Annotated in this window: 13 protein-coding genes and 1 riboswitch; of the genes, 10 read left to right on the top strand and 3 right to left on the bottom strand. The window is 74.3% G+C overall.

The window, feature by feature from the left end; all coding sequences use genetic code 11:
- The first annotated feature begins 44 nt into the window (after positions 1–44).
- Genes AB4Y83_RS10430 through hutI form a run of 3 tightly spaced genes read left to right on the top strand, consistent with a single transcriptional unit; the run spans position 45 to position 3,846 of the window.
- Positions 45–1,310: an allantoate amidohydrolase gene (locus tag AB4Y83_RS10430; RefSeq protein ID WP_442296814.1), complete on the top strand. Its 1,266-nt coding sequence runs from the start codon at positions 45–47 to the stop codon at positions 1,308–1,310.
- Positions 1,307–2,653 (top strand): formimidoylglutamate deiminase, encoded by a 1,347-nt coding sequence (locus AB4Y83_RS10425; protein ID WP_442296813.1) that lies wholly within the window; start codon positions 1,307–1,309, stop codon positions 2,651–2,653. Before AB4Y83_RS10430 ends, AB4Y83_RS10425 begins: the two co-directional genes overlap by 4 nt.
- Positions 2,650–3,846 (top strand): imidazolonepropionase, encoded by a 1,197-nt coding sequence (gene hutI, locus AB4Y83_RS10420; RefSeq protein WP_442296812.1) that lies wholly within the window; start codon positions 2,650–2,652, stop codon positions 3,844–3,846. The genes AB4Y83_RS10425 and hutI overlap by 4 nt, the downstream gene beginning before the upstream one ends.
- Here the strand turns inward: hutI and AB4Y83_RS10415 are convergent.
- Positions 3,843–4,052, bottom strand: coding sequence for a DUF1918 domain-containing protein (locus AB4Y83_RS10415; protein WP_056772237.1), 210 nt, complete (start codon positions 4,050–4,052; stop codon positions 3,843–3,845). The genes hutI and AB4Y83_RS10415 overlap by 4 nt on opposite strands.
- Positions 4,053–4,143: 91 nt before the next feature.
- Positions 4,144–5,556, bottom strand: coding sequence for an MBL fold metallo-hydrolase RNA specificity domain-containing protein (locus AB4Y83_RS10410; RefSeq protein ID WP_442296811.1), 1,413 nt, complete (start codon positions 5,554–5,556; stop codon positions 4,144–4,146).
- A 166-nt stretch (positions 5,557–5,722) separates the two neighbouring features.
- On the opposite strand from AB4Y83_RS10410, the gene AB4Y83_RS10405 reads away from it, so the two are divergent.
- Positions 5,723–6,907: a sensor histidine kinase gene (locus AB4Y83_RS10405; RefSeq protein WP_442296810.1), complete on the top strand. Its 1,185-nt coding sequence runs from the start codon at positions 5,723–5,725 to the stop codon at positions 6,905–6,907.
- The gene (locus tag AB4Y83_RS10400) at positions 6,904–7,581 is read left to right on the top strand and encodes a response regulator transcription factor (RefSeq protein ID WP_442296809.1); all 678 of its coding nucleotides are present in this window, start codon (positions 6,904–6,906) and stop codon (positions 7,579–7,581) included. The genes AB4Y83_RS10405 and AB4Y83_RS10400 overlap by 4 nt, the downstream gene beginning before the upstream one ends.
- A gap of 18 nt (positions 7,582–7,599) precedes the next feature.
- On the opposite strand, the gene AB4Y83_RS10395 is transcribed toward AB4Y83_RS10400, so the two are convergent.
- Positions 7,600–8,067, bottom strand: a complete 468-nt coding sequence (locus AB4Y83_RS10395; protein WP_442276123.1) for a DUF4235 domain-containing protein — start codon at positions 8,065–8,067, stop codon at positions 7,600–7,602.
- Between the two features lie 63 nt (positions 8,068–8,130).
- Positions 8,131–8,247: riboswitch (TPP riboswitch) on the top strand.
- Positions 8,248–8,336: 89 nt separating this feature from the next.
- On the opposite strand from AB4Y83_RS10395, the gene AB4Y83_RS10390 reads away from it, so the two are divergent.
- The 5 genes from AB4Y83_RS10390 to mptB are packed head-to-tail and all read left to right on the top strand — an operon-like array spanning position 8,337 to position 14,042.
- Positions 8,337–8,951: an ECF transporter S component gene (locus AB4Y83_RS10390; protein ID WP_056772225.1), complete on the top strand. Its 615-nt coding sequence runs from the start codon at positions 8,337–8,339 to the stop codon at positions 8,949–8,951.
- Positions 8,952–8,973: 22 nt separating this feature from the next.
- Positions 8,974–11,304, top strand: coding sequence for an ATP-binding cassette domain-containing protein (locus AB4Y83_RS10385; protein ID WP_442296808.1), 2,331 nt, complete (start codon positions 8,974–8,976; stop codon positions 11,302–11,304).
- 54 nt (positions 11,305–11,358) lie between these two features.
- Complete coding sequence (locus AB4Y83_RS10380; protein WP_442276121.1) at positions 11,359–11,895, top strand: hypothetical protein; 537 nt, start codon at positions 11,359–11,361, stop codon at positions 11,893–11,895.
- A 1-nt stretch (position 11,896) separates the two neighbouring features.
- Positions 11,897–12,493, top strand: coding sequence for a histidine phosphatase family protein (locus AB4Y83_RS10375; protein ID WP_056822682.1), 597 nt, complete (start codon positions 11,897–11,899; stop codon positions 12,491–12,493).
- Positions 12,486–14,042, top strand: coding sequence for a polyprenol phosphomannose-dependent alpha 1,6 mannosyltransferase MptB (mptB, locus tag AB4Y83_RS10370; RefSeq protein WP_442296807.1), 1,557 nt, complete (start codon positions 12,486–12,488; stop codon positions 14,040–14,042). The genes AB4Y83_RS10375 and mptB overlap by 8 nt, the downstream gene beginning before the upstream one ends.
- Positions 14,043–14,058: the final 16 nt, after the last annotated feature.

The following is a 14,058-nucleotide window of genomic DNA, read 5'->3' as shown; positions in this document are numbered from 1 at the left end:
CCTAGTTACACAGCCGGACGCAGACGCCGGCGTTGCGAGGAGTGGTGATCGAGGTGACGACGACGAGCTTCGACCGGATCTGGGCTGATCTCGAGCCCGTCGGTCGCGACGCCGGTTCGGGTGGCTACCGCCGCTACGCGTGGACCCGGACCGACCACGACCTGCGGGAGTGGTTCGCCGCCGAGTGCGCGGCCCGCGGCCTCGACCTCGTCGAGGACCGGGCCGGCAACCAGTGGGGATGGTGGGGCGACCCCGACACGACGCCCGGCGTCGTCATCGGCTCACACCTCGACTCGGTGCCCGACGGCGGCGCGTTCGACGGCCCGCTCGGCGTCGTCAGCGCGCTCGCGACCGTCGACGCGCTGCGCGACGCCGGTTTCGAGCCCGACGTGCCGCTCGGTGTCGTCAACTTCGTCGACGAGGAGGGGTCCCGCTTCGGCATCGCGTGCGCGGGCTCCCGCATCATCACCGGGGCCCTCGACGCCGACCGGGCCCGCTCGCTGACCGATGCCGACGGGGTGTCGATGGCCGAGGCCTGGCGCAGCGCGGGCCGGGACCCAGAGACACTCGGCCGCGACGACGACACCGTGCGACGCGTCGGCCGCTTCGTCGAGCTGCACGTCGAGCAGGGCAAGGCGCTCGCGCTCGCCCCCGACGGCAGCGAGGACCTCACCGACCCCGGCCGGGCCGTCGCGATCGGCACCGACATCTGGCCGCACGGCCGCTGGCGGGTCGACATCCCGGGCGAGGCCAACCACGCCGGCACGACGCGCATCGCCGATCGGCAGGACGCGATGATCGGCCTCGCCACGGTCATCCAGGCAGCCCGGTCGTATGCCGTCGGGCTCGGCTGCGTCGCCACGGTGGGCAAGGTCCACGTCGTCCCGGGAGGCGTCAACGCGATCCCGAGCCACGTCACGGCCTGGCTCGACGTCCGTGGCCGCAGCGAGCACGTCGTGCACGCGGCGGTCGATGCCGTGTCGTCGGAGGCCGGCCGTCTGGGCGCCACGACGACCCCCGAGTCGTGGACGCCGACGACCACCTTCGACACCGGACTCGTCGGCAGGCTGCGCGGGATCCTCCCCGACGCGCCCCTGCTCGGGACGGGCGCCGGCCACGACGCGGGCATCCTCGCGACGCACGGCGTGCCGAGCGCGATGCTCTTCGTCCGCAACCCCACAGGAGTTTCACACTCACCCGCCGAGCTCGCGAGCACGGATGACTGTCACCATGGGGTCACGGCCCTGACAGCCGTCGTGACCGAGCTGTGCACAGGGAAGGACCCCGAGTCGATGAGCGACGCCCGATGACTGCGTTCTGGTGCGAGAGTGCTTGGCTCACAAGAGGATTCGCGCGACGGGTCCGCCTCGTGACCCAGGACGGCCTCTTCAAGGAGGTCCTCGTCGACGCTGACCCCGAGCCCGACGACATCCGCCTCGCCGGCGTGACGCTGCCCGGCATGGCCAACGCGCACAGCCACGCCTTCCACCGCGCCCTCCGGGGCCGGGTCAACGGCGGTGGCGGCAACTTCTGGAGCTGGCGCGAGCAGATGTACGCCGCCGCGGAGCAGCTCAACCCCGACACGTACTTCGCGCTCGCGCGGGCCGTGTTCGCCGAGATGGTGCAGGCCGGGATCACGGTCGTGGGGGAGTTCCACTACGTCCACCACCGGCCGGGCGGTCATCCCTACCGCGACCCGAACGCCATGGGGCTCGCGGTGCGTCAGGCCGCCGACGAGGCCGGCATCCGGCTCACGCTGCTCGACACGTGCTACCTCGAGGGCGGCCTCAACGGCGGTGGCCACGTCGAGCTGCACCCGGGCCAGCGCCGGTTCAGCGACGGCACTGTCGAGGCCTGGGCGTCCCGGATGTCCGAGCGACGCCCCGAGACCGACCGCGTGCGGCTCGGTGCGGCGATCCACTCGGTCCGTGCGGTGCGCCGCGAGGACCTCCCGCGCGTCGTCGAGGCGGTCGGCGACCTGCCGCTGCACGTGCACCTGTCGGAGCAGCACGGCGAGAACCTTGCCTGCCAGATGTTCTACGGCGCCAGCCCGACCCAGCTGCTCGACGAGGCCGGCGCCCTCGGTGCCCACTCGACGGCCGTGCACGCCACGCACCTCGAGGACCGCGACATCGACCTGCTCGGCGGCACCGGCACGGGTGCGTGCTTCTGCCCCACGACCGAGCGCGACCTCGCCGACGGCATCGGCCCGGCACGGGCGCTCCACGACGCCGGCAGCCCGCTCTCGCTGGGCTCCGACCAGCACGTCGTCATCGACCCGTTCGAGGAGCTGAGGGGGCTCGAGATGCACGAGCGGCTCGTCACGAACGAGCGCGACCGCTTCTCGGCCAACGACCTGCTCCTCGCGGCCTCCTTCAACGGCTACCGCTCCCTCGGCTGGTCCGACGGCGGCCACCTGAGCAAGGGGGCGCTCGCCGACTTCGTCACGGTGCGCACCGACACGGTCAACACCGCGGGCGCCGCGCACGACCAGATCATCTACGCGTGCGTCGCGTCCGACGTGTCGACCGTCGTCGTCGGTGGCGACGTCGTCGTCAGCGACGGCCACCACCGGATGGGCGACGTCGGCCGGATGCTCGTCGGCGCCATCGACCGCGTCGCGGGAGGGGTCGTCGGAGGGGTGCACGCGTGAGCCTGCTCCTCACGGGCATCGCGGAGCTGACGACGAACGACCCGGCCCGCGGTGACGGCCACTCCGACCGCGGAGACGCCCTCCTCGGCGTCGTCCGTGACGCGGCCATCGTCGTCTCGGCCGACGGCCTGGTCGAGTGGGTCGGACCGGCCGACGAGGCCCCCGACGCCGACACGCGCCGCGACCTCGGCGGCCGCGCGGTCATCCCCGGCTTCGTCGACTCGCACACGCACCTCGTCTTCGCCGGTGACCGCTCGGCGGAGTTCGCGGCGCGCATGACCGGCACGCCCTACGACGGTGGCGGCATCGCCGTCTCGGTCGCCGCCACCCGGGCCGCGAGCGACGACGAGCTGCGAGCCCTCGTCGCGGCCCGGGTCGCCGAGATGCGCGCCCAGGGCACGACGACCGTCGAGATCAAGAGCGGCTACGGCCTGACCCTCGACGACGAGCTGCGCAGCCTCCGCATCGCCCGTGAGGTCACCCCGCACACGACCTTCCTCGGCGCGCACGTCGTGCCGCCCGAGTACGCGTCGGACCGGGCGGCCTACGTCGACCTCGTCACGGGCCCGATGCTCGACGCGGTCACCGCGGACGGGCCGACGAGCCTCGCGGAGAGCATCGACGTCTTCTGCGAGCCGCACTCGGCCCACGCCTTCGACGGCGACGAGGCGCGCACGATCCTCGAGGCGGGCCGCGCGGCCGGACTCGCCCTCCGCGTCCACGGCAACCAGCTCGGCCCCGGCCCGGGCGTCCGCCTGGCCTGCGAGCTCGGCGCGCGCAGCGTCGACCACTGCACGTTCCTCGACGACGCCGACGTCGAGGCGCTGGCCGCCGCCCGGGGCACGACCGTCGCGACCCTGCTGCCGGGCGTCGAGTTCTCGACGCGCTCGCCCTACCCCGAAGGGCGGGCCCTCATCGACGCCGGTGTGGACGTGGCGCTCGCCTCCGACTGCAACCCCGGCACGTGCTACTCGTCGTCGATCCCCTTCGCCATCGCCCTCGCGGTGCGCGAGATGGGGATGACGCCCGCCGAGGCGCTGTACGCCGCGACGGCCGTCTCGGCGCGATCGCTCGGCCTCGACCGTCGGATCGCCCCGGGGCAGCCGGCCGAGGTGGCCGTCATCGACGCGCCGAGCCACCTGCACCTGGCCTACCGGGCCGGGGTGCCGATCGTGCGAGCGCTCGACCTCTAGGAGCCGGCGGCGTCGTCGGCGGGGTGCTCGCAGCGCAGCACCGAACCGGGCCCGGGATGGATGATCCCGGTGTGCCCGTCGGACCACTCGACGACGTAGGGCGGGCCGCCGCCCTCACCCTTCACCTCCAGGATGGTCCCTTCGCGCGTGCTCTGACCGACGTGCTCCGCGGCCATCGTGATGCGGTCACCGACCCGTGCCTCCATGGCACTCCTCCTCGCGCTGGGCTGTCCTCCAAGGACACCACCTCTTCGCCCCGGCGGGAAGGACTTCGCGGGCCGAGTGACCGACGAGACCTCAGTCGAGCAGGACGCGCTCGCCGAGGCGCGGCACCGAGACAGCACAGTCGAACCGCTCGCGTATGCCGTCCGCCAGCGCCCGCGCGGCCGCGGGCTCCCCGTGGACGACGTGGACGCTCTCCGGAGGGTGTGGCATCTCGCCGATCCAGGTGAGCAGCTCGTCGGCGTCCGCGTGCACCGAGAAGTCGTCGAGGGTGACGACCTCGGCTCGGACCGGCACGTAGCGCCCGGCCATCTTCAGCTCGCGCGCCCCCTCTTGCAGGTCGCGGCCTCGGGTGCCGATGGCCTGGTAGCCGGTGAGCAGCACGGTGTTGCGCGACTGGGGCAGCAGGTGGCGCAGGTGGTGCACGACGCGTCCGCCGGTCGCCATGCCGGAGGCCGACACGATGATGCAGGGGGTGCCCGGGGTGTTGAGCCGGATCGACTCCTCGGCGCTGTGCGCGGTCCGCAGACCGGACAGGCGGCGCAGCCGGTCGAGGGCGCCCGGTCGCACCTCCGCTGCGTGGGTCGGGTCGCGGTAGATGTCGAGGGCCGCGAGGGCCATCGGGCTGTCGACCCACACCGGCACGTCGGGAATCGCACCACTCGCGACGAGGTCGGCGATGGCGAGCAGGACGATCTCGGTGCGGTCGACGGCGAAGGCCGGCACGACGACACTGCCGCCTCTCCTGATCGTGCGCCGGATCGCGTCGGCCATGACGTGGTGCTCGGGGTCGACGTCGGGGTGTCCGCGGTCGCCGTACGTCGACTCGACGACGACGGTGCGGGCAGCCGGCGGTCGGGCCCGGGGCAGCAGCACCGGGTGGTCCGGCCGCCCGAGGTCACCGGAGAAGAGGACGCTCGCCCCGTCGACCTCGACGAGCACGCTCGAGCTGCCGAGGATGTGGCCGGCGGGCACGAAGGTCACGGTCGCCCCGTTCGAGCCGCCCACGCGTACTGCTGCGTCGTCGCTGACGGGGCGCAGTGCCGCGACGGCCACGTCGGCGTCGTCGACGGTGTAGAGCGGCAGCGGCGGGTCGTGCCGCGACCAGCCTCCCCGTCGGGCGCCCTCGGCCTCCTCCTCCTGCAGGTGCGCGCTGTCGCGCAGGATGACGGCCGCGAGCGCCGCGGTCCCGGACGTCGCGTGCACCGGCCCATCGAAGCCGCCCCGGACGAGCGCCGGCAGGTAGCCGCAGTGGTCGAGGTGGGCGTGGGTCAGGGCCACGGCGTCGACCGAGGCCGGGTCGACGGGAGGCGGCTCCCAGTTGAGCGACCGCCAGCGCCGCTCGCCCTGGTAGAGGCCGCAGTCGACCATGAGTCTCGCGCCCTGACCCTCGACGAGGAACTTGCTGCCGGTGACGGTCCCGGCCGCGCCGAGGAACGTCAGTGCCGGCGCCGGTCCGTGCCGCTCGGGTCTCCCGTGACTGCCCATGGCCCCTCCTCGGGTCCACCTCCATCGTCCTCCCGGCCCGGAGCCGACGACCCGGGTTCGGGGCGTGACGATGGAGACACCGAGCCGTCCGTGCGCGCGTTTCGGTGCCGGCATCTGCGACCACGGTCTGACGACCCGACCCCGTCGTCCTCGTAGGCTTCGGGACGTGAGCGAGGGGAGCGTCTACGACTGGCTGCAGCGCCGGCCGCTGCTCCTCGACGTCCCGCTCGCGGTCTTCCTCGCGCTCCTCGGGCTCGTCGTGCTCGGCGAGGGTCAGGGCATCGGCTGGGCGGTCGTGGGCCTCGCCGACCTCGCCCTCATCTGGAGGCGTTCGCACCCGGCCACGGCGTTCGCGGTCGTCAGCATCGCGCTCGCGATCCGGGTCGTCCCGACGAGCAGCCTGCTGCCCGGCGACATCGCCTTCCTCGTCGCGCTCTACTCGCTCGCCGCCTACGACCGTCGCCGCGCCGTGCGCCTCGCCGGTCTCGGCGTCGCGGCGCTCGGGTCGGCCATCGCCGGTGCACGGTTCACCGCCGTCAGCGGCCGCGTGCCCGGTCCCGGCGAGTTCATCTTCACCTTCGTCGCGTGCGCCGCGGCCTCCCTCGCGGCGTGGGCGCTCGGCGACCTCAAGCGCGCTCGCCTCCAGCGCCTCGCCGACCTCCAGGACCGCGCCGAGCGGGTCGAGCGCGAGCGCGAGCAGGCCCTCCGGCTGGCCGCCCAGCAGGAGCGCGCGGCCATCGCCCGCGAGATGCACGACGTCGTGGCTCACGCGCTGTCGGTCATCGTCGTCCAGGCCGACGGCGCCGCGTATGCCGCCGAGCGCAGTCCCGAGGGCGCGCTCGCCCGGTCGGTGGGCGCGCTCGAGACCATCGGGTCGACGGCCCGGGACGCCCTCACCGAGACCCGCCGTCTCGTGGGCGTGCTGCGCGACCCGGAGTCGGGCGTCGAGCTCGCACCGACGGGTGGGGTCGCCCAGCTCGACGACCTCGTCGCAGGAGTCCGCGCGGCCGGGGTCCCGGTGACGCTGACGGTCCGCGGCACCGAGCGCGCCCGGCCCGTGGGGCTCGACCTCGCGGCATACCGCGTCGTCCAGGAGGCGCTGACCAACGTCATCAAGCACGCCGGTCCGGCCGCGGGCGCCGTCGTCGACGTCGAGCAGACCGACGAGGTGCTGCGGATCTCGGTGTGCGACGACGGGGTCGGTGCGCGCAGCGTCGACGACGGGCGCGGCCACGGGTTGCCGGGCATGCGCGAGCGGGTCGCCGTGCACGGTGGCACGCTGACGGCCGGGCCGCGTGCAGGAGGCGGCTTCGAGGTGCTCGCGACGATGCCGACGGAGGGGCAGCGATGACCGACCGGCCGACCCGGGTCATGATCGTCGACGACCAGGCCCTCGTGCGGGCCGGCTTCCGCATGGTCCTCGACGCCGAGCCCGACATCGACGTCGTCGCGGAGTGCGCCGACGGGCTGGCCGCCCTCGACGCGCTGCCCGGCCGCGACGTCGACGTCGTGCTCATGGACATCCGGATGCCGCGGCTCGACGGCATCGAGGCGACGCGCCGGGTCGTCGAGCGCGGCGACACCCCCAAGGTGCTCGTCCTGACGACCTTCGACCTCGACGAGTACGTCTACGCGGCGCTGCGGGCGGGGGCGGCCGGCTTCCTGCTCAAGGACGCCGGCCCGTCGGAGCTGCTCTCGGCGATCCGGGCCGTCCACACCGGCGACGCCGTCGTCGCCCCGGGCCCGACCCGGCGGCTGCTCGACCGCTTCCTGCCGGTCCTCGCGAGCCCGGCACAGCCGTCCGGCCTCGAGCGGCTCGACGTGCTGACCGAGCGAGAGCGCGAGGTGCTAGAGGCGGTCGGCAAGGGCCTGAACAACACCGAGATCGCCGCGACGTTCTTCGTCGCCGAGGCGACCGTCAAGACCCACATCGGGCGCATCCTCGCCAAGCTGGGACTGCGCGACCGGGTGCAGATGGTCGTGCTGGCGTACGAGACGGGGCTCGTCCGCGTCGGCGACGCCTGAGGGACGTCGCCTCGGGGGTCAGCGGCCGCCGGTGGCCTTGTCGATGGCCTTCTTCGTGGCGCGCTCGGCCTTGGCCTTGCCCTTGGCGACCTTCTTCGAGGCCTTCTTGTCGGTGGGCGACACCTTCTCGTCCTCGAGAGCCTTGGGCAGGTGACCGGTCGAGCGGCGGTAGTAGCTCGCGGCACCGCGCTCGACGGCGACCCGAGCCGTGGCCACGGCCATCGACGAGAGCGCTGTGAAGAGGATGACGTCGCGGGTGCGCTCGCGCTCGAAGTCACCCTTGACGGGCACGTTGCGGCCGGTCGCGAGCTTCCAGCCCTTCTGCGTCGCGTCCGTCGCGATCTTCGTGGCGAGGATCGTCGAGCCGACGCTGAGGATCTTCCACACCGGCCCGCCGAGCGGCGTGCGGGGTGTGGCGGCGTCCTCGGCCTTGGCCTTCGCCCTGCCGAGCGCCTTGGTGGCCTTCTTCGAGTCCTTGGATCCCATGCCGTGACTGTACCCACGTGCTGCGGAGTAGAGTCACCCCGACAACTGAAGAGCACCACCCACCCATCACGACAGGGGAGCGCGTCACGCGCTGAGAGTGCGGCAGCCCGAAGGGCCGAGCCGCAGACCCTCGAACCTGCTCCGGTTAGCACCGGCGAAGGAAGTCGGTATTTCTCAGGCCACCGCACGGCACACGTCATCGACGCGTGCCGTCCGGCTGGCTTCCCCCAGGTATCCACACGTATCCACTGGAACCCGGGAGACACACCATGTCCACGACCATCACCGCGAGCGGTCCCCTGACCCGCTGGCGCACCATCGACCTGCTCACCTGCGCCTTCCTCGGCGTCGCCTTCGGCGTCGCGTACTGGGCCTGGGGGCTCGTCTACGCCGTCCCGTCGAACGCCGTGTCGGCGGCCTTCCCGCCCCTCGGCGCCCTCTTCAACTGGCCCTGGCTCGTCGCCGGCATCGTCGGCATGCTCATCATCCGGCGCCCCGGCGCGGCCGTCTTCACCGAGCTCCTCGCGGCCGTCGTGTCGGCGCTCATCGGCACGCAGTGGGGCCTGACCACGCTCGTGTCGGGCCTCGTGCAGGGCCTCGGCGTCGAGCTCGGCTTCGCCGTCTTCGCGTATGCCGTCTACAGCTGGGCGCCGCTGCTGCTCGGTGGCTTCCTCGGCGGCGCGTTCGAGGCCGTCTACGAGTGGTACTCCTACTGGACCGACTGGGGCTGGGGCTACAAGCTCTCCTACCTGCTCCTGCTCGGTGCGTCCGTCGCCGTCCTCGGCTCGCTCCTCGCCGTCGGCCTGACGCGCCTCCTCGCGGCCGCGGGTGCGCTCAACCCGTTCCCGCCGGGCCAGGAGGTCCGGGAGCAGCGGGCCGTCTGACCCGTCGGGGATGGAGGCGCCGGTGGCACGAGAAGCCGAACACCTCGACGCGCGGTCGCCGTCGGTGTCCTCGGGCGTCGGCGTGCGCGTGGAGGACCTGACGTGGAGACCCTTCGGGCGCTCCCGACCGGTCCTCGACGGCCTCGACCTCACCCTCGAGCCCGGCGAGCGCGTGCTGCTCGCCGGGCCGAGCGGGTCGGGCAAGTCGACCCTGCTCCGGGGCGTCGCCGGGCTGCTGCTCACCGCGGACGCCGGCGAGCTCTCGGGCACGGTCACCGTGGGCGGCCATGCGCCACAGGAGGTTCCGGGTTCGGTGGGCCTCGTCCTGCAGGACCCGGGTGCGGGCACCGTCGCCTCGAGCATCGGTCGTGACGTCGCCTTCGGCCTCGAGAACGTCGTGCTGCCGCGGGACGGGATGCCGTCCCGCGTCGCGGCGGCACTGCGCGAGGTCGGGCTGACGATGTCGCCCGAGAGTGCGCCGTCGACCCTGAGCGGGGGCGAGTCCCAGCGGCTCGCGCTCGCCGGGGCCCTCGTCATGGAGCCCTCGGTGCTCCTGCTCGACGAGCCGACGGCCATGCTCGACGCCGACACGGCTGCGGACGTGCGGGCCGTCGTGGTCGACGTCGTCGAGCGGCGCGGACTCACCTTCGTCGTCGTCGAGCACCGCCTCGACGGGTGGCTCGACCTCGTCGACCGGCTCGTCGTCCTCGACGCGACCGGCTCGGTCGTGGCCGACGGCAAGCCACACGCGGTCCTGACCGCCCACGGTGAATCGCTTGCGGCGCAGGGCATCTGGGTCCCCGGGGTGCCTGACCCCGAGCCGCTGCCCCTCGACCTCGAGCCGGCGCCGCACCCGGCAGCCGGGCGCGTGCCCCAGGGTCGCGTCGTCGCCGCGGCCTCCGACGTCCGGGTCGAGCACCGGAGCCGGCGACTGGGGGAGCGATCCCGCATGACGCTCGCCGTCGACGGCGCCGACCTCGAGGCTCGGGCCGGTCGGTCCCTGGCCCTCGTCGGCCCGAGCGGCGCCGGCAAGTCCTCGCTCATGGCCGCCCTCGGCGGGCTCGTCGAGCCGTCGCGCGGCTCCGTCGACCTCGCGCTGCCGCTCACCCCGGCCGAGACCGGCCACGGCGCCGCCGCGCGGGACCGGCTCGCGCCCCCGCACGAGTGGTCCTCGCTCGACCTCGCGCGCGTCGTCGCCTGGGTGCCGCAACGCGCGGCGACCTCGATCGTCGGCCGCACGGTGCGCGACGACGTGCTCACCACCCCGCTCGTGCTCGGGCAGGAGCCCGAGGCCGCCGGCCGGCGGGCCGACGCGCTGCTCGCGGCGCTCGGGCTCGCGCACCTCGCGCAGGCCGACCCGCGCCAGCTCTCCGGCGGCGAGCAGCGTCGCCTGGCCATGGCGTCCGCCGTCGCGCACGGTCCGGCCCTCCTCCTCGCCGACGAGCCGACGGTCGGGCAGGACCGGCTCACGTGGGCCGCCGTGTCCGGCGTGCTCGCCGCGGCCCGCGACGAGGGCGCCGCCGTCGTCGTCACGACCCACGACCCCGGCGTCATCGACGACGCCGACGGCGTCGTCCGGCTCGCCGCACCCACCCAGCCACCCCCCGACCCGGAGCCCGAGCGGCACCCGCTGCTCTCCCGGGTCGGGCCCCTGGCCCTGCTCGGGGCGGCGCTGTGCGTCCTGCCCCTGCCCGCGCTGCTCGAGACGTGGCGCCAGGGACTCGCCGTCCTCGCCGTCGAGGTCGTCCTCGGCCTCGTCGGCCTCCTCGCCCCGGGCCGGGGCCGTGCGCCGGAGGGACGCCTCCGAGGCGTCCTCGCGCGCCTCGCCCCTGCCGCGCTCGCCGTCGTCGGGGTCGCCTGGTCGGCGTGGCTCCTCGGCGGCCGGGACCTCGAGGTCGCCGCGGCGGCTGCCCTGCGCGTCCTCTGCCTGCTCGTGCCCTCCGCGTTCGTCGTCGGCTTCATCGACCCGGAGGGTCTCGGCGACCACCTCGCGCAGCGGCTCCGTCTCCCGGCCCGGCCCGTCGTCGCCGCGACGGCGGCGCTCCAGCGGCTCCAGTCCTTCGACACCCTGTGGGGCGAGCTCATGACGACCCGCCGGGTGCGCGGCATCCGGGCCGACCGCGGGGCCCTGGCCCGTGGCCGCGAGGCGGTCGTCGTCACCGGTGGGCTCCTCATCGGCGCGCTCGGGCAGGCCTCGACGCTCGCGCTCGCGATGGACGCCCGGGGCTTCGCCGAGGCCCGCCGGCGCACGTGGGCGGGTCCAGCGCCGTGGCGTCCGGCCGACACGCTGGCCGTCGGCGCCGGTCTGGTCGTGGTCGCCGCGGCCGTCGCGGCCCGGCTGACGCTGCCCTGACGACTCGCGGGGCACAATGGGCCGCGCACACCTGCCGACAGGAAGGGGCCGCACGTGCCCATGCCAGGCCGACCCCGCACAGCCACGCGGGTCATCCGCACACCCCGGGCGCATGCCGTCCCGACCGTCGCGCTGGGCCTGTCCACCTCGCTCGTGCTCGCGCTCGCGGGGTGCGGCCAGCCCGCGCCGTCGTCGCCGGACGACTCCGTGGCCCCGACGGTGAGCGTCCCCGTGCAGCCGACCATCACGGCCGAGACCCCGAGCGACGACGTGCCCGACCCGGTCGACACGACCGACCCCGGCGACGGTGGCCTCTTCGACGCGGCCTCGAGCCTCACGGGCGCGACGTGTGCGCCCTCGGGTGAGTCGTGGAGCTTCACCGGCACCCTCACCAACTCCGACACGCAGGAGCACACGTTCACCGTGGCGGTCTTCATCGTCAAGAGCTCCGACGGCTCCGACGTCGCCAGCAAGGAGGTCGACGTCACGCTCGCCGCCGGGGCGACCGCGCCGGTCTCCATCAAGGACTTCCACACCGGGCCGAGCAAGGGCGTCGAGTGCCTGAGCGGCGTCACCGTGAAGGGCCTCTGACGTGCGGCTCTACCTCGTGCGGCACGGCCAGACCCACGCCAACGTCGCCCGTCAGCTCGACACGGCCGTCCCCGGCCTCGACCTCACCGACGAGGGCCGGGCTCAGGCGCGGGCCCTCGCCGATCGCCTCGGCGGCGAGGACCTCGGCGCGATCTACACCTCGGACCTCGTGCGCACCCAGCAGACCGCGGCGCCGCTCGCCGAGATGCTCGGTCTCGAGATGGTCGTGCTGCCCGGGCTGCGCGAGATCCAGGCCGGCGACTACGAGATGTCGACCGAGTGGCAGCCCTACATCGACGCGGTCATCCGCTGGCGCGACGAGCCCGACCACACGATCCCCGGCGGCGACAGCGGTGCCGGCTTCATGGAGCGCTACGACGCGGCGATCGCGCGCATCGCCGCCGACGGCCACGAGTCCGCCCTCGCCGTGAGCCACGGGGCCGCCATGCGCGTGTGGTGCTCGGCCGCGCTCAGCCTGCCGGCCGACTTCTTCGACGGTCGCAGGCTCGACAACGCGCACGTCGTGACGATGGAGGGTGACCCCGAGGCCGGGTGGCGCCTGCTCGCGTGGGGTGACGAACCGGTCACGCATGGCTGAGGCGCGGCCTGCCCCCGCCCCCGGCCGGTGGCGCTGGGCCGGTGCCGTCGCCGGCGTCGTGCTCGCGGTCGCCTCGTGGGGCTCGGGTGCCCTGCCGCGGCTCAACACCGGGGTGCTCTGGCCGGGCGTCGCCTGGTGGACGCCGAAGGGTGGCTCACCCCTGCTCGCCACCGTCGCGGTCCTCGCGATGGGCCTGCTCGTCCTCGCCTGGTGGCGACTCCGTGACGCCGACGTGTCGGTGCGCTGGTGGTGGGTGACGATCGCCCTGTGGTTCGCGCCGCTCGTCGGCGCGATGCCGCTCTACAGCCGCGACCTCTACTCCTACGCCGCCCAGGGTCTGCTCTGGGACCAGGGCCTCAGCCCCTACGACCACGTCGTCCGTGAGCTCGACTCGCCGTGGCGCGCCTCGACGGCGCCGACCTGGCTCGACAGCCCGACACCGTACGGACCCGTCTGGCTGCTCCTCGCCCGGGCCGTCGCGTCGGTCTCGGGTGAGCTGTGGGTCGCCCTCCTGCTGCTCCGCCTGCTCGCCGTGGCCGGGGTCGTCGTCATGGCCTGGGCCGTGCCCGACGTCGCCCGCCGGATCGGCTGGTCACCGGTCCGGGCGCTCTGGCTCGGCGTCGCGGTGCCGCTCGTCGGCGCGCACTTCGTCGGAGGAGCCCACAACGACGCCCTCATGGTGGCCGCGGCGCTCGGCGGACTCGCCCTGGCGCTGCGCGGGCGGTTCGTCCTCGCCTGCGTCGTCGTCGCGCTCGGGGCCATGGTCAAGGTCACCGCCGTCATCGCGCTGCCGTTCGTCGTCATCCTCTGGGCCCGCCACGTCGCGACCGCACGTGCCCCGGGGACGGACGGCACGGCATACGCCCGCTGGGGTGACATCGTGCGCGCGGGCGCCCTGACGGTGCTGTGCTCGGGTGTCCCCCTGGCGCTCGGCGGCGTCGTGACCGGGCTCGGGTTCTCGTGGCTCAACCCGACGGGGACCCCGGGCAAGAACGAGCAGTGGACCTCCCTGCCGACCTCGATCGGTATCGCCGTCGGTGCCGTGGGGCACCTGCTCGGCCACGACGCGTGGCGCGACACGGGCATCGCGGTCGCGCGGGCCGTGGGACTCGTCGTGCTGGCCCTGCTCCTCGCGCTCGTCTGGCTCGCGGCGCTCAAGCCCGCGGACACCCGCGGCCTGGCTGCGGAGGATGCCGCGGCCGAGCCGCTCCTGCGACCGGTGCGCGGCATCGCCTGGGCCATGCTCGCCGTCGTCGTGCTCGCCCCGGTCTTCCTCGGCTGGTACTACCTCTGGGCACTCCCGTTCTTCGCGGTGTCGCTCGGAGTCCTCTGGCAGGAGCGGCTCGAACGGCCCCTCGCCGTCGTCGCCTCGGTCGTCTGCTTCGCGACGCTCCCCGAGGGCTACAGCCTCGGCCTCACGACGACGGCCGTCGGCGTCCCGGTCGCGCTCGTCGTCCTCGTGCTGCTGCTGCGGCGCGGCCTGCGCACCGCCCGCCGCACCGACTGGCGCCACCTGCTCGACCTCGACCGGCCCCTCGTGCGACGCTGAGGTCGCCGGGTCACGG

The organism is Terrabacter sp. RAF57 (assembly GCF_052113925.1).
Taxonomy (GTDB): Bacteria; Actinomycetota; Actinomycetes; order Actinomycetales; family Dermatophilaceae; genus Terrabacter.
Note: the sequence above shows the minus strand (reverse complement) of the source record. Positions and strands in the feature narration are given on the sequence as shown.